Genomic DNA, 20,312 nt, shown 5'->3' with positions numbered 1-20,312 from the left:
TATTTACTTGTCGTTATATTATCACATTGTTTCTAATGTGTAAAATACAAAGTTTTTCGAGCAATCTCTTGCTTGTGACCTTATTTTAATACAAATTATTTTTGCATGCAAGTGATTAATCTTCTTCTTTTGCAATTTGATTTTCTGGATAAGAAATCCAATCACTCCAGCTACCTGCATACAATTTTACATTTTGGAATCCAGCCAATTTTAATGCAACGATATTTGGACATGCCGTAACACCAGAACCACAATATACAATGGTTTCCTTATCTTTCGAAAGATTTTGGAAGCGTTCTTGTTGCCCAGCTCCATTCTTAAATTGTCCTGATTGCAACATTCCATCCTTCCAAAAATGGTTTACCGCTGTCGGAATATGACCTGCTTTATGATCGACAAGTTCCTCGACACCAGCATAACGCTTTGGCTCTCTAGAATCAATTAATGTAACATCCGCACCTGCACGGATATTCTCTCTGACCGTTTCCATCGTTACAAGCATATGATCTTGTATGTTTGTTTTGAATGCTTTTCGTATAACAACAGGAATTTCCGTTGTTGTCGGTAGTCCATTCTCTTTCCAAGCCGGGAAACCACCATCTAATATATATACTTTCTCATGTCCTACATAGTTACATAACCACCATAAACGAGCAGCATTTGCACCGGCTTGACTGTCATACGCAATTACTTTCGTATGTTCATCAATACCAGCCTCCGAAAGCTTGTCTGCAAACTCCTCAATATTTGGTAAAGGATGGCGGCCACCATGTTCTGCTATAGGACTTGATAAATCTAAATTCAAATCAAAATATAACGCATGAGGAATATGTCCTTCTTCATACTTTTCTCTACCCCAATTAGGATTCGCTAAATCAAAACGACAATCGATTATACGGACATTCTCATCTTCTATATGCTCACGTAACCATTCGACTGTAACTATCATCTTTAACGACCTTCTTTCTCTTTCAAACGACTTACATACTCCATAACCATTTCTTCTGTAACATATTTACGCTGCAAGGTAACACCATTTTTTGCAAGATCATTAATTTGCTTCGTTACAACATTAATGACATCAACCGAAAATTCTTTCCCATTTGACGCAAGAGATACGGCAGCTTCAATAGCTGCTTCACGCTGTGCATCTAATTGTAAACATGCTTTTACACTTTCATTTTGTTTACGAGAATGTGCTGTAATTGCTTTATGTACTTCCATCTTCTCTTCCCCCTAAATAGTTATACGTTTTTATTCAATTCCATTGCAAGCCGGATCATATCACGACATACAATCCCATTTTCAATAATCTCTTCTTCATAATGCTTCGAAAAGTAATCAAAATCAATAGAAAAAATACGAAATCCACATTTTTGATATAAAGCAAGTTGTGAAACACTAGAATTGCCTGTACCAACTTCAAGTTTTGACATACCATATCCTTTAGCAGTTTCTACAGCATGCCTTAATAGCTTCTTCCCAATCCCTTTTCCTTGTAAATGCTCTGCAACCGCAATATTCATGATTTCCATCGTCTTTGGCCTTGTTTCCAAAAGAACATATACACCGATAACGCTCCTCCCCTGCTTAGCTACGTATGTTAATCCTCTTTGTACATATGTAGCTATTTGCCGTTCACTTGGATCAGCAAGTAGCAATAAAGACTTCGGTATAGCCTCTTTTGGAATACGTTCTATTACAACAGACATAAAAAATTCCCCCTTCTCTATTGTTCTAAACCCTCCTTGTCTACCATAAGTAATAGAAAGGAGGGATTCACCATGGACAACAATGAGAAAAAATGCAACGTCATCTCTATTGATGGAAAGAAGAAGAAAAGCGACACGTATTCCTATCCAAAATTAGTAGTTGAAAACAAAACATATGAATTTTCTTCATTCGTCTTATGCGGTGAAACACCAGATGGCAGACGACTCGTTCTTACTCATATGATTTCTACCGATGAATTTGCTGGATTTGTAAAATCTTTAGATACTGTACTGCAAAAGAAAATTGAACGAATCTTTTTCTCATAACGACTATATAACATAAATTTCTTTTTCAATCTCTACTAACTGCTTTTGCAATTGTTCTTTACTTTGTTCATATAGAGATACATCGATCGTTTCAGCCAATGCAAACAATATACTTTCATAATAGTTCATCACATCTTGCTGCATCACTTTTTGGAATAAGTTCCACTTCATATCCCACTCTTGCTTATAATGATGAACAAATAAATCTTTTTCATCAGCTACATAGTTTGATACGAACGGTTCTAATACAGATTTAGCGTCTTCTTGCATAAAAGCTTTGTCATTCTTTTCAAAAAAGCTTTTCTCATTTTTAAAATGTGCCAGTGCTTTTTTGAAATCTTTTATTTCAACTGAAGGGAACGGTTCTTTATGTGTAATATCTTTATATTCATACTCCACTATTCCATTCATAGAAATTGATTCATTTTCTACTTTACAGTTCACTACAATTTCGTCCTTTGCACGCTTCATCGCTTCGTCTATCCATTTTTCAAGGCGTAATGATGTCGCACGCATTTCTTGCAATAAATCATGCTGAATAAATGCTACTAATTCCATAACACACTGTTGCAATTGTGTTTTCACATTTCCATCCGTTCGAAGTGACGCCGGATTAATAAATTCAGTAAACACATCGTTATAGCGCAGGAATAGACGCTGTTGCACGTAATAAAGCAACTCTTTCACTTCATTTTGCATCGCCTGTTCTTCAGCAAGTACACTATATGATGAAATGATATGAAGTAGTTGATCACGCTCTGCTTCATATTTTTTCGTTTGCTTCTCTTTCTCTTCATTCCCCTGTTTTGCACCCTTTATCATGTTTACTAAAAGCTGATCTGCCCCTTGCAAAGCACCATATAGAGCATGCACAGAAACAAGCATTAAATCTCTCATCATAAAGGACGTAAATGATTCCTCAAACTTCGTAATCCCAGAGTTTTGTAAAATACCATACTTCTCTTTTTCAACATTCTTTCCTTGTTTCTCTTCAAGCGCACATAAACTTGAAATTGCAAATAAACGCGGATTTCTAATACCGTATTGCAGCAGCTGATCTGCGATATAACCTTTTACCATTTCAAGTTCTTCTTCAGACTCTGCTAAATCCGCCGCATTAATTAAGAAGAACATTTTATCAAGGGCAAAAGTATCCTTTACACGACCAAGCTGAATTAAAAATTCACGGTCAGCACGAGAGAATACATGATTATAATATGTTACAAATAAAATAGCATCTGCGTTTTTAATATACTGGAATGCAACATCCGTATGGCGAGCATTAATAGAATCCGCTCCAGGTGTGTCTACAAGCGCTACTCCCTGCCTTGTTAAAGCACAATCATAATAAAGTTCCATATACTCAACGAAGCATGATTTCTCTTCATTCGCTACATAATCAGAGAACTCTTCTAATGTAACTTGTACTTGTTCTCCTAAATAAGTAGAAACTGCATCATATCCTTTTTGTACCGCTCGTAAAAAGCTAAATGTTGTTTTTTGTTTCCCAGTTGGTGAAGGATATTTCATAACTTTATCAATTTGTGCTAACGCTTCATCTAACGTAGCAATCTCATAATGAAACAGCTTATAAACAGCTTTCATATCTTCTAATAACGCTTGCTTTGATTTAAACTGAACAATTACTGTTCCGTGTGGTTTTTCCTCTGTAACCGGCAAAATTTGATTAATCGTTGCCGTCGTCGGGTTTGGTGATACAGGAAGTACTTTCTCACCGAGTAAGGCATTGGCAAATGATGATTTTCCAGCACTAAATGCCCCGAATAACGCTACTGTAAATTGTTTTGTTTCCACACGTCTTCTTTTCTCTATTACCTCTTGCTGTACATGTTTCAGCGCTGGCAATGGCTCTAATATCGTTTCAGCTTTTTTCACTTTCTCTAATATCCGCTGAATATTTAAAGCCGCCGTTCCTTTCAGCTCTTCTTCATGAACCGCTACGTTATCGCTTACGATTTCCTGCTCTTGTAGTGTAAATTTCTCACTAACAATTTGCTTTTCCCTTTGCAATATCTCATCTATTTGCAGCCCTTCAGGCGTAGCAACATGATCGTGCCAAACATTTCGTAAATAGTCTTCATATGCCTCCAAATTGTTACTGTATTGTAATTGTGTTTCTTTCGCCGTTTGCAACATCGTATATGTTTCAATCTCTTCTTCAATACGAGCAACTGCTTCCCTCACCTTTTGCTTTAAAACGACCGCACTTTTATCAAAAATTTGCTGTGCTTTTATAAAATAACGTTTCTTCAGTTCATTCGCTACATCCGCTGTATAAAGAAGTAAGTAATCACCTGTGAAACCTGCACCTTGTTTAATTACTTCGGCCAACATTTCTGGTCCGAAAGCAATTTCTAACCCATATATGTCTTTCCCAATTTCCTCCGTGAACAATCCTTCTTCTTTTAAGAAGGCTACAATAAATTCCTTCACATGAAAATCAAGCTGCGTTTCAACAGTCTTTTGAAGGGCAGAATAAAACGCCTCTACACGTCTTTGTTTTTCTTGCTCCGTCTTTCCTTTCGAAAATAGCAAACCGACCTTAAATTTTGTTAATTTCGTTTCTAAATATGCATTTGCCAATTCTCTCATTTCAAATGGCATTAAATAAGCGTTATCTAATATAGCTTGTAAACCTTTTATAAATTCGTTTCTCACATGAGATTCTTTACTTGCCTCACGATTTTTCGCTTCCGTTAACTCTTCCTTCTTTTCAACTACCTCTGAAATAGAAAGTGGTGATGCTAACTCTTCCTCATATTTCAAGAGAGCTTTTTCATTTTCAGAAACAATAAACGAGAAATGTTCTCCCATTAAATATTCTGTTTCTCGCTCCATTCCAGTCCTTACATACTGCTCTTTTTCTTTCATAATAGAAGTAATTAACGCTTCTAAGCTTCTAATTTCATTATGTGGATGGTTCATCATTCGTAATGACGTATAATAAACACCATCTACTTCAATATCCCAGTTAGAGAATGATTGTTTTACACTATCTTTATAATTCTCAAACGATAATTCATTTTCTTTATGTTTATCTATTTGATTTACAACGAGATAAACCGTTTTATTACGTTGTTTCAATTCTTTAACAAATTGTAAATTCACTTCCGATTGGACGTGATTATAATCCATCATATAAAAAATGACATCTGCCAGATGAAGTGTCGACTCTGTCGCTAATTGATGGGCATCATCTGTTGAATCAATCCCTGGTGTATCAACTAACATAACCCCTTCAGGAATCGGCGCGTCGTTTCGATAAATATGAACACCAATTACTTCATCGCCGTCTTTACAAATTTGTTTTAATTCTTCTGCTGAATATGCACCGTCATATTCGTACTGCTCTCCAGATTTAACCGTTACAACAACACGATCCATTCCTTTTTCAATTTTGACAACGTTAGCGCTTGTCGGAATTGGACTTGTCGGTAACAACTGCGCTTTATATAGATGATTCATCATCGTTGATTTCCCTGCAGAGAAGTGACCGCAGAACGCTATCATAAGCTGTTCTTGTTTATATTTTTGAATTACCTCAAACAACTTTAAACTATTCTCTGCATCGCCGTGTTTTTGCCACTCTTCATAAAAACAAACAAGTTTTTTCATACCGTTTGTCTGTACTATGTTTGTCATCCCCTTGTTCCCCTTTATCCAAGATGTATATACTTTTCCCCGCTATTTGCGAGCTCATAACCAGTGAGAGTTACACCTACCCATTGATTACAGTTTCACTTTACTATCATACTAAATTTTCAGCATATTCTCATTAAAAATAAAAAATCCCTTTCATTCTTTTTACAAATGAAAGGGATTTTATGTCATATCACTCATTTTGCTGTTCCTACTCCATTTAAAACATACTTCGCAATAACTGCATATACAGCGACTGTACCTGCTACTAATGCATATACCATACTTACGCACCAACCTTTTTTGATAATGATTATCACTTTTGAATACAGTTTATCATTAAAGAGAATCATTATCAACACTTTTCATAAAGAAAGCTCCTTATAAGAAGGAGCTTTACTGCCTGTTTTGAAAAAGGTTAAAACTTGTTGTGCACTCTTATTATATCTCATCCTACATAACTTAACAGTTTAAAAAAATGGAAATATCCCCTATCCCCTCCACCTTACATTTCGTATAATAAAAGGGAATTACTTAACAAGGAGGAAAAAAATGACACAAAATCTCACACAAGGCGAGAGGATACACTCCATTGATATTATTAGAGGAATAGCTGTACTAGGTATTTTTCTTGTGAATTGGCCTGTTATCGCCGGGGTTGACTCACGTGATCTTTCAGGAATTTACGAAGGGATAGACAGCTACATTCGCCTATTTTACGATATGTTTATTCAAACGAAATTTTATACAATTTTTTCGTTTTTATTCGGATTAGGTTTTTATATTTTTATGAGTCGTGCTGAAGCGAAAACAGATCATCCAAAAATTTTATTTGTTCGCCGCTTACTTATTTTATTATTATTCGGTTTCTTACATTACGTTCTTTTATGGGACGGAGACATTTTACATACTTATGCAATTGCTGGATTTTTCTTATTTTTATTTTATAAGAGAGAACCTCGTACTATTTTAATATGGGCTATCGTTTTATTGAGTATTTTTCAATTCATTATGCTAATGGCTGGTATTACGGTTGCATTGGTACCAAAGGAAGAGCTAGGTTTTTCCTTACCTATCATGCCATTAGAAGACTGGCTGTCACAAATACAAAATCGTTTCCATGCATTTTACGCTGATGGAATTGGATTAAATTTACTTATGCTCCCAGAAACAGTTGGGCTGTTTTTACTTGGTTTATACGCCGGCAAAAAGGATATTTTCCGCCGCGCGAAAGAGTTAGATCCAAAGCTTAAAAAATGGCAAATTATTATGTTCCTTTTTACATTACCAATGTGGTTCTTCATGGTTCGTTACTTCTTATCAAAACCATTTTATGAACCAATTTATATGCAGGTCTTTACAATGTTTAGCGGAAAAACGTTATTCATATTCTACATTTTCACACTAATGCGTTTATTACAAAAAGAAAAATGGCAAACGTTATTACGTCTATTCCAATACGTTGGACGAATGGCATTAACAAATTACATCTCGCATACAATTGTTACATTACTTGTATTTGGTCTATTTCTTAAAAATTATTATCCTGCTCCATTATGGGTTGGACCAATATTCTGCATTAGTTTCTACACGTTACAAATCTTTATTAGCCGCTGGTGGCTTTCACATTACCAATACGGGCCACTTGAGTACATTTGGCGTCTTGGTACTTACGGGAAAATGATGCCACTTAAAAAGAAAAGCAAGGTCTCATAACGAGACCTTGCTTTTTTACGCTTCTCTTACTGCATTTTGCATAGATACTGGCTCTTCTTCTACTTTCACTTTGCGCTGCGGCACCATATTAAATACGATATTTAAAAGTACTGCTGACGCACTTCCAAGTACAATTCCGTTATCTGTTAAAATACGAATGCTTTCTGGAAGTTGTGAAAATAATGTAGGAACGACTGTTACGCCAAGCCCAATTCCGACAGAACATGCAACGATTAATAAGTTTTCTTGTCTTCCGAAGTCAACGCTACTTAACATTTTAATACCATATGCCATAACCATACCGAACATCGCTAACATCGCACCGCCCAGTACTGATTTCGGAATAATTGTTGTAATAGCTGCGATTTTAGGAATGAAACCAAGTACGATTAACATACCACCGCAAGTATAAATAATAACGCGATTTCTTACTCCAGTTAATTGAACAAGTCCTACGTTTTGAGAGTATGTTGTATATGGGAACGCGTTGAAAATGCCACCTAACACCATCGCTAATCCTTCTGCGCGATAGCCTTTTGTTAATTCTTTTTCACCGATTTTTTTATTGCAAATATCAGATAATGCAAAGTATACACCCGTTGCTTCTACAATCCCTACACAAGCAACGAGAATCATCGTAATAATTGGTGTTAATTCAAATGTTGGTGTACCAAAGTAAAATGGTTGAATACCGTGGAACCAATCCGCCTCTCCAACCGCTTGCAAACTTACTTTCCCCATAAACGCTGCAACGATAGTACCGAACAATAGACCTAGTAAAATAGAGATTGAACGAATAAATCCATCAAAGAAACGATACATAATGATGATAAATAATAACACACCAAATGCTAATGCTAAATTTTCAAGACTACCGAAATCCTTACTTCCTACTCCTCCAGCCATATCATTAATTGCTGCTGGAACAAGTGTAACTCCAATTACAGTAACAACAGATCCTGTTACAACAGGTGGAAACAGTTTTACAAGTTTTCCAAATAATTTCGCAAAAATAACAACGAATAACCCAGCAGCAATAATTGCTCCATAAATTGAAGACACACCGTATTGTTTTCCAATCGCAATCATCGGTCCAACGGCTGTAAATGTACAACCAAGTACAACGGGAAGTCCTATACCGAAAAAGCGATTTGATAATGCTTGTAAAATTGTCGCAACGCCGCACATTAATAAATCAATTGAGACTAAATATGTTAACTCTTTTTGATTTAAACCAAGTCCACCGCCCACAATAAGCGGAACGATAATTGCTCCAGCATACATTGCAAGCATATGCTGCATACCAAGCGATGCAATTTTAAATGGATGCTGCTTCATCGTTTATTTCACCTCCGCAGTTTCTTGCTGTACAAATGTAACTGTGCCGTTATCAAGTGATGCAATTTCTGCTAGTGATTCAACACGAACGCCTTGTTCACGAAGCTTCTTTCCTCCATCTTGAAATGCTTTTTCAATAACAATTCCAATTCCTGCAATACTCGCTCCAGCTTGCTCTACTAAACTCATTAAACCTAAAGCAGCCTGACCGTTTGCTAAAAAGTCATCGATGATTAATACACGATCATTTTCATCGATATGATTTCGAGATAATGAAATTTCATTTGTTTCTTGTTTTGTAAATGAATATACGTTTGCAACGTACATATTATCTTGTAACGTTAACGATTTACGTTTTCGTGCAAAAATTACTTTTACACCAAGCTCTAATGCAGCCATAACTGCTGGTGCAATGCCTGAAGATTCAATCGTCACGATTTTTGTAATGTTCTCTTCTTTAAAACGTTTAGCAAATTCTTTTCCGATTTCTTGCATAAGTACTGGATCAATTTGATGATTTAAAAAAGCATCTACCTTTAATACGTCACCAGATAAAACCTTTCCTTCGTTCAAAATCTTTTCTTGTAATACTTTCATGTTTGTTCCCCCTCTTATGCAATAAAAAAACTCCAAAAGCCACCACCACTCGTTACAAGTGAGAGACGCGCTTTTGGAGTTTCGCAAAAAAAGAATGCTAAACAAGCAATTATATTCGTCCTCACTCATAGTCAAAGTATTTACGGTACTTCGGTAGAAACTTGCAGGCCATATCCCCGCGATTATATGAGTGTAGCTAACTATTTATTTTATAGAAGGATTATAACGTACTTTTTATGCTTTGAAAAGCATTTATCGAAAAAACACGTACAAATTTTTAAAAACTACTATTTTTGTTCGAGTTTTGCAAACTCTTTCATTTCCAATTACAACTTCGTTAAAATGATTGGCCCATCTTTTGTAATCGCAATTGTATGCTCATATTGAGCTGATAATTTCCCGTCCATCGTTCGTGCAGTCCACCCATTTAAATCTACTTTAGAATATCGCATACCTATATTTACAATCGGTTCAATTGTAATTACCATTCCTTCTTGTAACTGAGGTCCTTGTCCTTGTTTCCCAAAATGAAAAATTGCTGGTTCTTCATGAATCTCTTTACCGATTCCATGTCCCGTAAAGTCTCTTGCAACAGAAAAACCTTCATTTGTTACATAACTTTCAATTGCATAGCCAATATCTCCTACATGGTTATCGATTATCGCCTGGTCAATTCCTTTATACAAAGCATTCTCAGCTACTAACAACAACTTTTCTGCTTCATCAGAAACTTTTCCAACTCTATACGTCCAAGCAGAATCTGAAAGACCCCCATTTAAGTTTACTACCGTGTCAATTGTTACAATATCACCCTCAGTTAAAGGAACATCGGCCGGAAACGCATGACACATTTCATCGTTTACAGATGCACATATCGCATATGGATATCCGTTGTACCCTTTCTGCTCAGACGTTGCACCATGCTGTTCTAAATATGCTTCAACAAACGTATTAATTTCTTTTGTAGTAATACCTGGTTTCATCATCTTCGCAATTTCTCTATGACATGAAGCAAGTAATTTTCCAGCTTCATGCATTAACTCTATTTCATTTTTCGTTTTAATTATACTCATGCTGTCTCTCCTTACTAAACTTGCTATTTACTATTAAACTTCAATCATACACATCCTCTTCCAAAATTTCAAAACTTCCAATTACAAAAAGTATGATTTATTTCTGCATAAAAAAACAGAAGGAGATTCTTCTGTTTTTTAATCATTTTTACATATATAATTCATTTTCAAAAACTCAAAACAACTACCATTTGTTTTCTGTATAAACGTTCCAACTACTTCAAATCCTGCCCTTTTATACACTTTAATCGCTCTCTCATTAAATATAGCTACTGATAGTGTTATATACTTGCATCCATATTTTTCTTTACTAAAAGCTAGTATAGCGTTTAAGAACTGTAAACCAAATCCGTTCCCAGTTATATTAGGTCTCATTCCAAGACCAATATCAACCGTTCCGTCATTTATTTTACAAACAGTAAAATAACCAATGAGAGTGCCATTTTCCTTCACAGAAAATGTATGATTCCCTCTACTTTCATCATGTAAAAATTCAGCTAAATCTTCTTCATCTGCCTCTATATCGTAAAAGGAATATTTCCCTTCATAATGCCAGTTGTATGCAATTTCTTCTGCTTCTTCTTGCGTCATTACTGTATATGTATAGTCCATTCTCCCATCCCCCTTTAAAAAAGAGCTGCAATTAAGCAGCTCTTTTTTTACAACTCATAAATCTCTTTATATTTCGCTTCTAAATAATCGGCTAAGTAGTTTGCATTTAAGCCTTCACCTGTTACATCTTCTAAAATTTCAAGCGGCTTTTTCGTTTTACCATATTGGTGAATATGTTCTGTTAACCATTCACGAATCGGTGTTACGTTTCCTTCTTCTAATAATGCATCAAAGTTCGGAATGTCTTTTAACATTCTTTGCTTAAATTGCGCTGCATACATGTAACCAAGCGCATAAGATGGGAAGTATCCAAATGAGCCACCAGCCCAGTGAACATCTTGCAATACACCTTGTGCATCATTTTCCGGACGAATTCCTAAATATGCTTCCATCTTATCATTCCAAGCTGCTGGTAAGTCCTTCACTTGTAATGTACCATCAAATAATTCTTTCTCTAATTCATAACGCACCATAACATGAAGCGGGTATGTAAGCTCATCTGCTTCTATACGAATGAATGACGGCTTCGATTCGTTAATTGCATCATAAAATTCATCGACTGACATATCATCAAATTGACCATTGCTATACTCTTTTAATAAATCATAATTTTTCTTCCAGAATGATTTATTACGGCCGATAAAGTTCTCAAAGAATAATGATTGTGATTCGTGAATACCCATAGATGTACCACTGCAAAGTGGTGTACCTTCAAATTGTTCTGCAATATTTTGTTCATATACTGCATGACCACATTCATGAATCGTTCCAAAAACAGCCATACGAAAATCTTTTTCATCATAGCGTGTCGTAATACGAACATCCCCTCTATTTAATGTAATTTCGAAAGGATGCACTGTTTCATCAAGACGACCTGCTTCAAAGTCATAATTCAATTGCTTTAATAGTTCTAATGTAAAGTTCTTTTGTTTTTCTTTTGAAAATTGTTCCGATAAAGCACTTGTTTTTAATCCTTTTTTAGACTCAGAGATTTCTTTTACAAGCGGCACGATGCGCTCACGAAGTTGACCAAATACGTGATCTAAAACTTCTACTGTAATACCTGGCTCATACATGTCTAATAATGTATTATATTTATATGTTTCATAACCCCAATATGTAATAAATTTCTTTTTAAATTCAACAATTTTTTCTAAGTATGGGCGGAACATTTCGAAATCAGATTTTTCACGAGCTTCTTCCCACACACTCTCTGCTTTCGCTTCTAATTTCACATAAGCCTCATATTCAGCTTGTGGAATTTTTTTATTTCTATCATATTCTTTCCGACACTCTTCAACCATTTTCTTCGTTGTTTCAGAAAGTTTATCTTCACGTATTAAAGCTTCAAGCTCTGTTAAATAGTTTCCCATCTCATCTGAAGTCGACATAGCAAACACTTCTGACGAAAGCATACCAATTACTTCTGAACGCTGATCTACACCTTTTTTTGGTGCACCTGTTCTTAAATCCCAAAACATTAAACTTAATGCTTCTCCGTAATTTTGTATCTTCTTCACGTATGTTAAAAATTGTTTTTCTACTTCATATGTAGCAACTGTCATCGTATAAAAGCCTCCTTTTTCTACCTCAAATTTAATTCGACACAGAAACATAAATTCCTTTTATAATAGAAAAAAAGCTTGGCAAGCGCCAAGCTTTCTCCTTATAATTCTTTACCTTCTACTGGCAGTACATTTTTCACAGCTGCAACTACTTTCTCATCTTCTGAATCAGATAAGAAAATTGATATAGCACCTTTATCTTCACTTGTACGAATTAAACGCCCAATTCCTTGACGAAGTCGTAAAATCATATATGGTACATCTACATCCCAGAATGGATCATTTACGTGCTTACGTTTCGCTTCAAACACAGGATCGTTTGGAGGGAATGGTAAAGACCAAATAATAACGTGCGATAATGATGAACCAGGAATATCTAAACCTTCCCATAAATGAACCGCACAAAGTACAGTCTCTTCTTCATTTTGGAAACGAGAAACGAGCTGGCTAATTTCCTGATCTCCTTCATATAAGAACGGAACCGACATTTGCTCTTTACTTACATACTCTTTGAACGCTGCAAGCTCTTGCGTTGTACGGAATAATACAAGCGTACGTCCATTTGTTTTTTGTATATTTTCAAGTGTATATTGACACTTTCTTTCCCATTCATTTTCTTTCGTATGTGATAGTAAGTTTACTGTCATTTGCTCTTCGTAATCAAACGGTGAAGCAACTGAGAATGACAAGTAATCTTTTACCCCTAGGCTATTAGCTGTGAAAGCGAATGAATCGTTGTTCGATAATGTCGCAGAAGAGAAAATATACGGTATTTTCTTCGAGAATACTTTCTCTTGTAACACTTCTTCAACTGCACGCGGCATAATAACTAACGTGAAGGCACCATCACCTTCTTCACCCCAAGTAATTACATTTTTCTCGTGCATGAACAGACGAAGTGAATGTTCTAATACATCTAAATGCTCATCAACAATATTTAAATCATACGTGTTTACTGTATGCATTTCACTTTCGAATACTAATGCATCTCCAACTTCACCGATTTTTGCATAAAGTCGTTTCGCTTCAGCTGTTACTTTTTCTGTCACAGTAATTTCTAGACGATCAGAACCGGCAATTTCCTTTTTATTCTCTTGTAACACATCAAAGAATCGTTCAGTTTGCCAAATTGTTTCTTCTACTAAATGTGCAAACTCCTCACGAATATCGTTTTGTAGCAATCTCGTTAATAGTTGCTCCATCATCGTTTGCTTTAAACGGTATGTTAAAGCTTTTTGAGCTGCATATTCTACAAGATGTCCTTCATCGAATACAACACAGCTACTTTCTGGTAATAATGGAATTTGCCCTTCACGCTTACGAGCATCGTACGTCCAAATATGATCCATATAGAAATCTTGAGAACAAATAATTAAATCTGCTGCTTTACGATAATGTTCACGAGAAAGAGTTTGTCCACAACGATGACGAGAATCACAAGTAAAGCAATCTTGGAAGTAATCCCAATTTACTTTTGACCATTCTTCGTCATTTAAAAGTGGAAATTCTTTTCTGTCACCATAGTGAGTAAAGTTTTGCATCGTACCATGATCGAATACAAACTGTGGTAACTCGTAATATACGTCTTCAATTACTTCTGGAGCTCGTCCACTCATAACATCTTCAAGTTTACGTAAGCATAAATAATTATCCATTGATTTTGCAAGCCTTACATCAACAGATAGCCCTAATGCTTCAGATAACTTAGCGATGTCCCCTTCTTCTTTCACAAGCTGCTCAATTAACGTTTCATCTGCACAAGCAATAATAGCTGGTTTCCCAGTATAACGCGCGTAACAAATTGCATATAGAAGATATACAATTGTTTTCCCTGTTCCTACACCAGCTTCTGCGAACATAACTTTCTTTTCTTGGAAAGCGCGTTCTAACTGAAACGCCATAAAAATTTGTTCATCACGCTCTTCAAAGCCTTTTTCCGGAAGGATGTCGTAAAACACATCTCCAATCCACTCATTCAACTTATCATAAAAATTATCTTGTTTTCCTACTTCAAATGGTAATCTCTTCTCAGTAAACATCCTTAGCCTCCAACCAAAAAGTTTTTCTATAAAAAGATAATAGCAACTGCTACGCATATGTGTGCAGCCACTTTCCCCTGTTGCAATACATAGAAATTCACGAAAAAAAATTTTCCTTTCGAAAAAGGAAAATTTTCTTCTATATTAATGACTTTAAATACCGTTTATCAATCGCTGTTTCATGTGAAAGAGCTGACAAATATTCTTCTTGTGCTTTTTGTATTTCATCTACAATCGCACCTTGACTATCCACTTCTTTTCCGAGCTCATCATACGTACGGTGAATAGCTTTTTGAATCATTGATAATTGAAAATTATCCATATGACTTCCTCCTTTACGCATTACATAATAGCCAGTATATGCGCGCTAGAGGAGTTTTATACTATGAATTACGCGGTGGACGTTTTCCGAAGTATTGGTAGTAATCTGTACGGATAAATCCGTTAAACAGCTTACGCTTCTTCGACGCATCTTTTCCGTAACACTTCTCAAATGCTTCGTAGCTTGTTAATACATACGCTGACCATGTATCTAATGGGCGGAATACTTGTCCCATTTCTTTATACAGTTGTTCAACAAGTGCTTTTTCACTTAAACGTTCTCCGTATGGAGGATTCGTTACAACGTAGCCATAATCCTCTTTTGTTGTGAAATCTTTTACTTGCATTTGTTTAAATGTAATTAAATCGCCTAAGCCTACTTCTTCTGCGTTATCTTGAGCAACTCGAATCATACGATGATCAATATCTGATCCAATGATTTGTAATCGTTGATCATAGTTCGCTAAATCTTCAGCTTCTTGACGAGCTTCACGCCAGTTTTGTTTCCCTACCCAGCCCCACTCGTCAGATGCGAAACCACGGTTAAATCCTGGTGCAATGTTTTGTCCAATTAATGCTGCTTCAATCGGAATTGTACCTGATCCACAGAATGGATCAACAAATGGACGATCTGGCTTCCAGTTTGTTAATTTAATTAAAGACGCAGCTAATGTTTCTTTTAACGGAGCTTCCCCTTGATCCATACGGTATCCACGTTTATGAAGCCCAACACCGCTCGCATCAATTGTTAATGTTGCAATATCCTTGAGCATTGCAATCTCGATACGGAATAACGGACCATCTTCTTCAAACCAAGTTGTACGTTTATATGTTGTTTTTAATTTTTCAACGACAGCTTTTTTAACGATACGTTGGCAATCCGAAACACTGAATAATTCAGATTTTAAAGATTTACCGATAACAGGGAATTCACCATTCTCTGGAATATAATCTCCCCAGTTTAATGCTTTTGTTTTTTCAAATAGCTCATCAAATGTCGTTGCTTTAAATTCGCCAACTTTAATTTTTACACGGTCCGCAGTACGTAACCATAAGTTCGTACGACAAATCGCCTTTTCATCTGCTTCAAATGTTACTTTGCTGTTTTCTACTTGACATTCATAACCAAGATCGCGAACTTCTCGGGCAACTAACGCTTCAATACCCATTGCCGCTGTTGCAATTAAAGTAACTTTTCCCATTTGCATTCACCTCTTATGTATATTCAAACAATAATTAATAGCAATTGGTCCTATTAATTATTACATTTTACGAAAAATTTTCTCATTAACCATTTTAACTCATACTTTATAACTTCATACAAATAAAAAGCCCTCCTCTAACAAAGGAGAGCTGAGTTATTTCATAGTTGGTTCATAACGTTCTGTAAGCCATGTTCTGTTCCTTTGTACTACAAACGGCCCACGCCTCGTACTCCGGTGGCAATCATCTATCTACAGGTTATAAAACCTGTCCTTTCCCGTCGTTCATTTCCTTGGAAAAGATTCCCCTACCATTATTTGGGTTTCTCGCTCGTGGGGTTTACCTCGTTCCACTCCTATCATTTCTTCAAGGACTTCGTCACTGTGGCACTTTAAAGGTAGTCAAACCATATCCGAAAGGACTTAGGTTTTTTCCCTGCCGTTAAACCAGCCTTACAGCCAGAATACCCTAGCTTATGAATTGGCTAGGCACGAACACTACAGCCATCTCAGGCCGTGCGAGCATGGACTTTCCTCTACAACGTTGGCGTTGCAGCGATTACCCAAACGTTATGACATCCATTAGTATAGTGGAAACAAAAAGATTTTGCAACGTTTTTTTCTATGTAAAATGCTTAAACCTTTTCCCACCTTACATCATTCGTATAACTTACTTCCAAATACAGCTTTTTCTAAGTTAGATAAGCGTTTTAAAATATCCGTATTCGTGTTGTTATAAACCGGTTGTGCAACTGGTGTTTGTACAGGTTGTTGTGGAACTTGCGTTACTGCTAGTTTTTGTTCCTCTAATTCACGCTTTAAACGAGCATTTTGTTGCTTTAATTGCTCAAACTCTTTGTGGAAAGCTTCATAGTCTTTAATGATCATATCAAGAAACTTGTCTACTTCTTCTTGCTGATAACCTCTCATACCTGTTTTAAATTCTTTTTCTAAAATATCTTTCGCTGTTAATTTAATTTTATCCGAAATCATTTTCTTCACCTCAAATTTTTACCAAAACTTTCATTAACTAAATTTTTTCAGAAACAATGCTTTTTGTCAATCATATATACGAGTACTATATTACATATTACTCTGCATTATTCCACTGTTCCTCTTCTATTATATCTTGTAAATCAGAAAAAAGAATGAAATAACTGTGATAATTTTCTATTTCTCCTTTTTTCTTTGCTGATTCTACAATATATTTGGGACTTCCTGGTTTTTCTTCATCGTATACCGCTAAAAGCGCATCACTTTTTTCAATAAAAAATTGATTTTTTAATTTAAATTGCTCTGGGCTTTCATACTTCCGTTTCGTGATACTATCAACATGGTCTGCTTGAGAAAGAATAAATTCGTAATATTCACGATTATCTTCTTTCCAATTTTCTTCTTGTTCTAAAAACGGAGTGAATACCGCTAATTTTAAATCAGGATATTCTACTTGCATTTCAAAAACAACTTCAGCAGCCCATAATTCTACACCTAATTGGCCGCTTATTATAACCCATTCTAAACCATCTTCTACAAAAGTGATTAATTTACGGTGTAATGCTTTCTTTATACACTCCACTCCTGGATGATCATTTTTAAATATTCCAAGTTCAAATGGCTTATATCCTGTTACTGCAATAACTTTCATATCAACACTCCAATTACAAAAAAAGAACTAGCATTTCGCTAGTTCTAACATATCATTTACTTTTTAAATATTCCACCAACGTTTGGTCCGATATTTGGACCTACTGGTGATACATTGTTTGGTAAAAACGGTGATACATTTGGTCCTGGTCCAAACGGTGATACATTCGGTCCTGGCCCAAATGGAGATATTTGATGACCGTGGTGATGATGATGATGATGACCATGGCCACACGGTCCACATCCGCCACCGAATCCTGGGTCGATTGGGTCCACAACATTTACATTTGAATTTGTTTGCGGGAAGAAGTTTTGGTTTTTAATTTGTTGATGATGTACATGTGTTGTATGTGTTGGGAAAATGTGTGGCACCACCGTTGTTGAAAAAGAGTGTGTTACGCATTGTTTCGTCGGATGAATGACAGGAGCAGTCGTACAAATAGGTCCTGTAGGCTTATGCCCTCCAAAGCAAGGATGACAATGATGCATAGTTTTTTCTCTCCTCTCTCGTTAAAAAAATCTGATTACACTTTACAGTATGAGAAAAGAGAGAAAGCCGTTTGTTATATATACCCATTTATTACAAGGAAATTTGTCTAGTCCTTTATTTCATTTACATTGTTTTTATAGACAATTCTTCAACATCACTTACCAAAAAAGCCTCCAACTTGCTTTACAATACCTGTCACTTGATTCATCGCATTCATCATTTGTCCAGCTGTATTCATCATTTTATTTACATCATAGTTACCATCTGATGTTTTAAATTGAGAAACAAAACTAGAAAACTGACTTGGCTGTTGTTGCTTTTGCTTACCCTGCGTCGGGTACGGTTGTTTTGGTGGATAAAACATCGCTTGTTGATTAGCATACGGAGATGGTGGTGGCATATAATATTGCGAATTCATATAAGGCTGCTGCTGTGGTTGATTCATGTATGGTTGCTGAGCTTGTGATTGTTGAGCTTGATTCACATAAGGTTGCTGCTGCTGTTGTGGTTGTTGAGCTTGATTCACATAAGGTTGCTGCTGTTGTGGTTGTTGAGCTTGATTCATAAAGGACACTTCAAACGGTTGATAATAATTTTGATTTCCATAATAAGGCTCGAAAGGATACATATTATACCGTAAATATGTATCCGTATTATATTGGTACATATTTTGCTGTGCATATGGATTCGTTTGCTGATATAAGTTAGGTTGTTGAAACATGCATTCTCTCCTCCTTCACATAAGTTTCTACATATATAATATGTACCTATAAAATAATATGTGTGATGGAGTATCTGTCTATTTTTGTCGGAAGTTTAAATTTTTAAAAAATTAAAAAAGAAAACCCTTCCATGCTATGATAATGAAGAAGAAGATTCTCATGGGGGAGGAATCAACATGGTATTAGGGGATTTAAAACAAGCGTTTTCTCAAAAAAAGGGGTATTGCACAGAGAATGCAAATGAATTATTAGACTTTGCGAGACATTGGTATCTCGAAGGAAAAATATGCATATCAGATTATCGAACATTAATAAAAGAATTAGAAATAAACGGCGCAACAAAACCTACAACAATGACAGAAGCATAAAAATAACAAGAGGGCTCTCCCTCTTGTTATTTACATTGCTCAACTATATTTTGCAAAGTATACGAAATGGCTTGGTGTGTTTCAAAGAATCGTTTACCTTTACCTTTATTTACAAAGCATTGCAACACATTCGTTTGTAAATTATCATATACTTGATCAATTTGCTGTACATGTATATATTTTGGCTTTTCTTCTTTAATCCACTTATAAGCTAATTCTTTCCACTTCTTTAATTCCTCATCTACCATATCTACAAACGGTTTCATATCCTTATAAAAGTCGTATTCGGTTAGTTCTCTCTTTTTTACATTCGCTTCATTATTATACTGCATGAGTTTTTCTGAAGACTGTATTAATGCTTCATTCTTCATTTCTTTCCCACCTTATTATGCACTCACTACGACGTTTTGAAATGTCTTTACCCAATTCCCTTTCTCTTCGTGATGCACTAATTTATTTTCCATATGTTCAATATGCATTTCTGTTATTTCTATCTTATTGCATATTTTTTCACTCGCATCCTTTAATGCATGATTCATTCTAATCCCTATATTCATTTCCAGCAAATCGAGAGAACTTAACATTTGATCCATTTTTTTCATTACATCTTCCTTCTGAACCATCGCCATATACAAAACGCCTCCTTCTTTGCTTTTCCTTTGTCATGTAATTTCGCCGAATGATTCACCACTCCTGCCCACATGACAAAACTAGTTGTTATTCGTCAAAGAAATCATTTCGTATGTCATTTATAGAAATGGTAACAATACAAAAAGGAGGTGTATTACAATGGCAAAGAACAAAAATGAAAAAAAGAAAAACCAAAACAAACAACAAAATAAACCCGAGACTGGCAATCCAAAGCTAGATGGTCCAAACTTCCCTGCTACATAAAGCGAGACTTTATTACGAACAGTTAAATTTCA

23 protein-coding genes, 1 other RNA gene and 1 riboswitch are annotated in these 20,312 nt (G+C 35.6%); of the genes, 4 read left to right on the top strand and 20 right to left on the bottom strand.

What is annotated here, in order from left to right; genetic code table 11:
• Positions 1-115: 115 nt before the first annotated feature.
• Genes GD442_RS07685 through GD442_RS07675 form a run of 3 tightly spaced genes read right to left on the bottom strand, consistent with a single transcriptional unit; the run spans position 116 to position 1,712 of the window.
• On the bottom strand, positions 116-949 hold the full coding sequence (locus GD442_RS07685; RefSeq protein ID WP_000637554.1) for a sulfurtransferase: 834 nt from the start codon (positions 947-949) through the stop codon (positions 116-118).
• A 2-nt stretch (positions 950-951) separates the two neighbouring features.
• A complete protein-coding gene (locus GD442_RS07680) occupies positions 952-1,224 on the bottom strand; it encodes a YpbS family protein (protein WP_000451818.1) in 273 nt (90 codons plus the stop codon).
• 20 nt (positions 1,225-1,244) lie between these two features.
• The gene (locus GD442_RS07675; protein WP_000117692.1) at positions 1,245-1,712 is read right to left on the bottom strand and encodes a GNAT family N-acetyltransferase; all 468 of its coding nucleotides are present in this window, start codon (positions 1,710-1,712) and stop codon (positions 1,245-1,247) included.
• A 72-nt stretch (positions 1,713-1,784) separates the two neighbouring features.
• Here GD442_RS07675 and GD442_RS07670 point away from each other — a divergent pair, with 72 nt between their 5' ends.
• Positions 1,785-2,039 carry a DUF3931 domain-containing protein gene (locus GD442_RS07670; protein ID WP_000369740.1) on the top strand — a complete coding sequence of 85 codons (255 nt, stop codon included), beginning with the start codon at positions 1,785-1,787 and terminating at the stop codon, positions 2,037-2,039.
• Between the two features lie 3 nt (positions 2,040-2,042).
• Here GD442_RS07670 and GD442_RS07665 read toward each other — a convergent pair whose 3' ends face one another.
• Entirely contained in the window at positions 2,043-5,702 is a 3,660-nt protein-coding gene (locus GD442_RS07665; RefSeq protein ID WP_000182135.1) for a dynamin family protein, read from the bottom strand.
• Positions 5,703-5,896: 194 nt separating this feature from the next.
• Positions 5,897-6,061, bottom strand: coding sequence for a hypothetical protein (locus GD442_RS07660; RefSeq protein ID WP_002182615.1), 165 nt, complete (start codon positions 6,059-6,061; stop codon positions 5,897-5,899).
• Between the two features lie 190 nt (positions 6,062-6,251).
• On the opposite strand from GD442_RS07660, the gene GD442_RS07655 reads away from it, so the two are divergent.
• Positions 6,252-7,415 carry a DUF418 domain-containing protein gene (locus GD442_RS07655; protein WP_000193189.1) on the top strand — a complete coding sequence of 388 codons (1,164 nt, stop codon included), beginning with the start codon at positions 6,252-6,254 and terminating at the stop codon, positions 7,413-7,415.
• Between the two features lie 15 nt (positions 7,416-7,430).
• On the opposite strand, the gene pbuX is transcribed toward GD442_RS07655, so the two are convergent.
• The 13 genes from pbuX to GD442_RS07590 all read right to left on the bottom strand — a co-directional run bounded on the left by pbuX (position 7,431) and on the right by GD442_RS07590 (position 19,017).
• A complete protein-coding gene (gene pbuX, locus GD442_RS07650) occupies positions 7,431-8,753 on the bottom strand; it encodes a xanthine permease PbuX (protein ID WP_000809224.1) in 1,323 nt (440 codons plus the stop codon).
• Positions 8,754-8,756: 3 nt separating this feature from the next.
• Positions 8,757-9,350 (bottom strand): xanthine phosphoribosyltransferase, encoded by a 594-nt coding sequence (locus tag GD442_RS07645; protein WP_000866483.1) that lies wholly within the window; start codon positions 9,348-9,350, stop codon positions 8,757-8,759.
• Between the two features lie 108 nt (positions 9,351-9,458).
• Positions 9,459-9,560: riboswitch (purine riboswitch) on the bottom strand.
• Positions 9,561-9,676: 116 nt separating this feature from the next.
• Positions 9,677-10,423 carry a type I methionyl aminopeptidase gene (locus GD442_RS07640; RefSeq protein WP_000022483.1) on the bottom strand — a complete coding sequence of 249 codons (747 nt, stop codon included), beginning with the start codon at positions 10,421-10,423 and terminating at the stop codon, positions 9,677-9,679.
• Positions 10,424-10,561: 138 nt separating this feature from the next.
• Positions 10,562-11,035, bottom strand: a complete 474-nt coding sequence (locus GD442_RS07635; RefSeq protein ID WP_000386779.1) for a GNAT family N-acetyltransferase — start codon at positions 11,033-11,035, stop codon at positions 10,562-10,564.
• A 47-nt stretch (positions 11,036-11,082) separates the two neighbouring features.
• On the bottom strand, positions 11,083-12,600 hold the full coding sequence (gene ypwA / locus GD442_RS07630) for a carboxypeptidase (RefSeq protein ID WP_000215077.1): 1,518 nt from the start codon (positions 12,598-12,600) through the stop codon (positions 11,083-11,085).
• A gap of 101 nt (positions 12,601-12,701) precedes the next feature.
• A complete protein-coding gene (locus GD442_RS07625) occupies positions 12,702-14,639 on the bottom strand; it encodes an ATP-dependent DNA helicase (protein WP_000493709.1) in 1,938 nt (645 codons plus the stop codon).
• Between the two features lie 139 nt (positions 14,640-14,778).
• Positions 14,779-14,961, bottom strand: coding sequence for a DUF3921 domain-containing protein (locus tag GD442_RS07620; protein ID WP_000368570.1), 183 nt, complete (start codon positions 14,959-14,961; stop codon positions 14,779-14,781).
• A 61-nt stretch (positions 14,962-15,022) separates the two neighbouring features.
• Positions 15,023-16,162: a THUMP domain-containing class I SAM-dependent RNA methyltransferase gene (locus GD442_RS07615; protein ID WP_000521224.1), complete on the bottom strand. Its 1,140-nt coding sequence runs from the start codon at positions 16,160-16,162 to the stop codon at positions 15,023-15,025.
• A 180-nt stretch (positions 16,163-16,342) separates the two neighbouring features.
• An RNA gene (gene rnpB / locus GD442_RS07610) (RNase P RNA component class B) lies at positions 16,343-16,733 on the bottom strand.
• A gap of 86 nt (positions 16,734-16,819) precedes the next feature.
• Positions 16,820-17,155, bottom strand: coding sequence for a cell division regulator GpsB (gpsB, locus tag GD442_RS07605; protein ID WP_000622431.1), 336 nt, complete (start codon positions 17,153-17,155; stop codon positions 16,820-16,822).
• A 97-nt stretch (positions 17,156-17,252) separates the two neighbouring features.
• Positions 17,253-17,807, bottom strand: a complete 555-nt coding sequence (locus GD442_RS07600) for an SLOG family protein (RefSeq protein ID WP_000862908.1) — start codon at positions 17,805-17,807, stop codon at positions 17,253-17,255.
• A gap of 56 nt (positions 17,808-17,863) precedes the next feature.
• Positions 17,864-18,295, bottom strand: coding sequence for a CotD family spore coat protein (locus tag GD442_RS07595; protein WP_000546272.1), 432 nt, complete (start codon positions 18,293-18,295; stop codon positions 17,864-17,866).
• Positions 18,296-18,450: 155 nt separating this feature from the next.
• A complete protein-coding gene (locus GD442_RS07590) occupies positions 18,451-19,017 on the bottom strand; it encodes a YppG family protein (protein ID WP_000487608.1) in 567 nt (188 codons plus the stop codon).
• A gap of 177 nt (positions 19,018-19,194) precedes the next feature.
• On the opposite strand from GD442_RS07590, the gene GD442_RS07585 reads away from it, so the two are divergent.
• Complete coding sequence (locus tag GD442_RS07585) at positions 19,195-19,386, top strand: YppF family protein (RefSeq protein WP_000242652.1); 192 nt, start codon at positions 19,195-19,197, stop codon at positions 19,384-19,386.
• A 26-nt stretch (positions 19,387-19,412) separates the two neighbouring features.
• Here GD442_RS07585 and GD442_RS07580 read toward each other — a convergent pair whose 3' ends face one another.
• The gene (locus GD442_RS07580) at positions 19,413-19,757 is read right to left on the bottom strand and encodes a YppE family protein (protein WP_000786939.1); all 345 of its coding nucleotides are present in this window, start codon (positions 19,755-19,757) and stop codon (positions 19,413-19,415) included.
• A gap of 15 nt (positions 19,758-19,772) precedes the next feature.
• A complete protein-coding gene (locus GD442_RS07575) occupies positions 19,773-20,015 on the bottom strand; it encodes a hypothetical protein (RefSeq protein WP_001252036.1) in 243 nt (80 codons plus the stop codon).
• A gap of 85 nt (positions 20,016-20,100) precedes the next feature.
• On the opposite strand from GD442_RS07575, the gene GD442_RS28360 reads away from it, so the two are divergent.
• Entirely contained in the window at positions 20,101-20,280 is a 180-nt protein-coding gene (locus GD442_RS28360; RefSeq protein WP_001987054.1) for a hypothetical protein, read from the top strand.
• Positions 20,281-20,312 lie beyond the last annotated feature (32 nt).

It is taken from the genome of Bacillus sp. A260 (assembly GCF_009861435.1).
GTDB lineage: Bacteria > Bacillota > Bacilli > Bacillales > Bacillaceae_G > Bacillus_A > Bacillus_A cereus.
This window is presented reverse-complemented; position numbering and strand designations above follow the sequence as displayed.

What these genes read in the sequence shown, in the direction of transcription:
- GD442_RS07685 (WP_000637554.1), bottom strand. Translation starts at nt 949, where the DNA reads ATGATAGTTACAGTCGAATGGTTACGTGAGCATATAGAAGATGAGAAT.
- GD442_RS07680 (WP_000451818.1), bottom strand. Translation starts at nt 1,224, where the DNA reads ATGGAAGTACATAAAGCAATTACAGCACATTCTCGTAAACAAAATGAA.
- GD442_RS07675 (WP_000117692.1), bottom strand. Translation starts at nt 1,712, where the DNA reads ATGTCTGTTGTAATAGAACGTATTCCAAAAGAGGCTATACCGAAGTCT.
- GD442_RS07670 (WP_000369740.1), top strand. Translation starts at nt 1,785, where the DNA reads ATGGACAACAATGAGAAAAAATGCAACGTCATCTCTATTGATGGAAAG.
- GD442_RS07665 (WP_000182135.1), bottom strand. Translation starts at nt 5,702, where the DNA reads ATGACAAACATAGTACAGACAAACGGTATGAAAAAACTTGTTTGTTTT.
- GD442_RS07655 (WP_000193189.1), top strand. Translation starts at nt 6,252, where the DNA reads ATGACACAAAATCTCACACAAGGCGAGAGGATACACTCCATTGATATT.
- pbuX (WP_000809224.1), bottom strand. Translation starts at nt 8,753, where the DNA reads ATGAAGCAGCATCCATTTAAAATTGCATCGCTTGGTATGCAGCATATG.
- GD442_RS07645 (WP_000866483.1), bottom strand. Translation starts at nt 9,350, where the DNA reads ATGAAAGTATTACAAGAAAAGATTTTGAACGAAGGAAAGGTTTTATCT.
- GD442_RS07640 (WP_000022483.1), bottom strand. Translation starts at nt 10,423, where the DNA reads ATGAGTATAATTAAAACGAAAAATGAAATAGAGTTAATGCATGAAGCT.
- GD442_RS07635 (WP_000386779.1), bottom strand. Translation starts at nt 11,035, where the DNA reads ATGGACTATACATATACAGTAATGACGCAAGAAGAAGCAGAAGAAATT.
- ypwA (WP_000215077.1), bottom strand. Translation starts at nt 12,600, where the DNA reads ATGACAGTTGCTACATATGAAGTAGAAAAACAATTTTTAACATACGTG.
- GD442_RS07625 (WP_000493709.1), bottom strand. Translation starts at nt 14,639, where the DNA reads ATGTTTACTGAGAAGAGATTACCATTTGAAGTAGGAAAACAAGATAAT.
- GD442_RS07620 (WP_000368570.1), bottom strand. Translation starts at nt 14,961, where the DNA reads ATGGATAATTTTCAATTATCAATGATTCAAAAAGCTATTCACCGTACG.
- GD442_RS07615 (WP_000521224.1), bottom strand. Translation starts at nt 16,162, where the DNA reads ATGGGAAAAGTTACTTTAATTGCAACAGCGGCAATGGGTATTGAAGCG.
- gpsB (WP_000622431.1), bottom strand. Translation starts at nt 17,155, where the DNA reads ATGATTTCGGATAAAATTAAATTAACAGCGAAAGATATTTTAGAAAAA.
- GD442_RS07600 (WP_000862908.1), bottom strand. Translation starts at nt 17,807, where the DNA reads ATGAAAGTTATTGCAGTAACAGGATATAAGCCATTTGAACTTGGAATA.
- GD442_RS07595 (WP_000546272.1), bottom strand. Translation starts at nt 18,295, where the DNA reads ATGCATCATTGTCATCCTTGCTTTGGAGGGCATAAGCCTACAGGACCT.
- GD442_RS07590 (WP_000487608.1), bottom strand. Translation starts at nt 19,017, where the DNA reads ATGTTTCAACAACCTAACTTATATCAGCAAACGAATCCATATGCACAG.
- GD442_RS07585 (WP_000242652.1), top strand. Translation starts at nt 19,195, where the DNA reads ATGGTATTAGGGGATTTAAAACAAGCGTTTTCTCAAAAAAAGGGGTAT.
- GD442_RS07580 (WP_000786939.1), bottom strand. Translation starts at nt 19,757, where the DNA reads ATGAAGAATGAAGCATTAATACAGTCTTCAGAAAAACTCATGCAGTAT.
- GD442_RS07575 (WP_001252036.1), bottom strand. Translation starts at nt 20,015, where the DNA reads ATGGCGATGGTTCAGAAGGAAGATGTAATGAAAAAAATGGATCAAATG.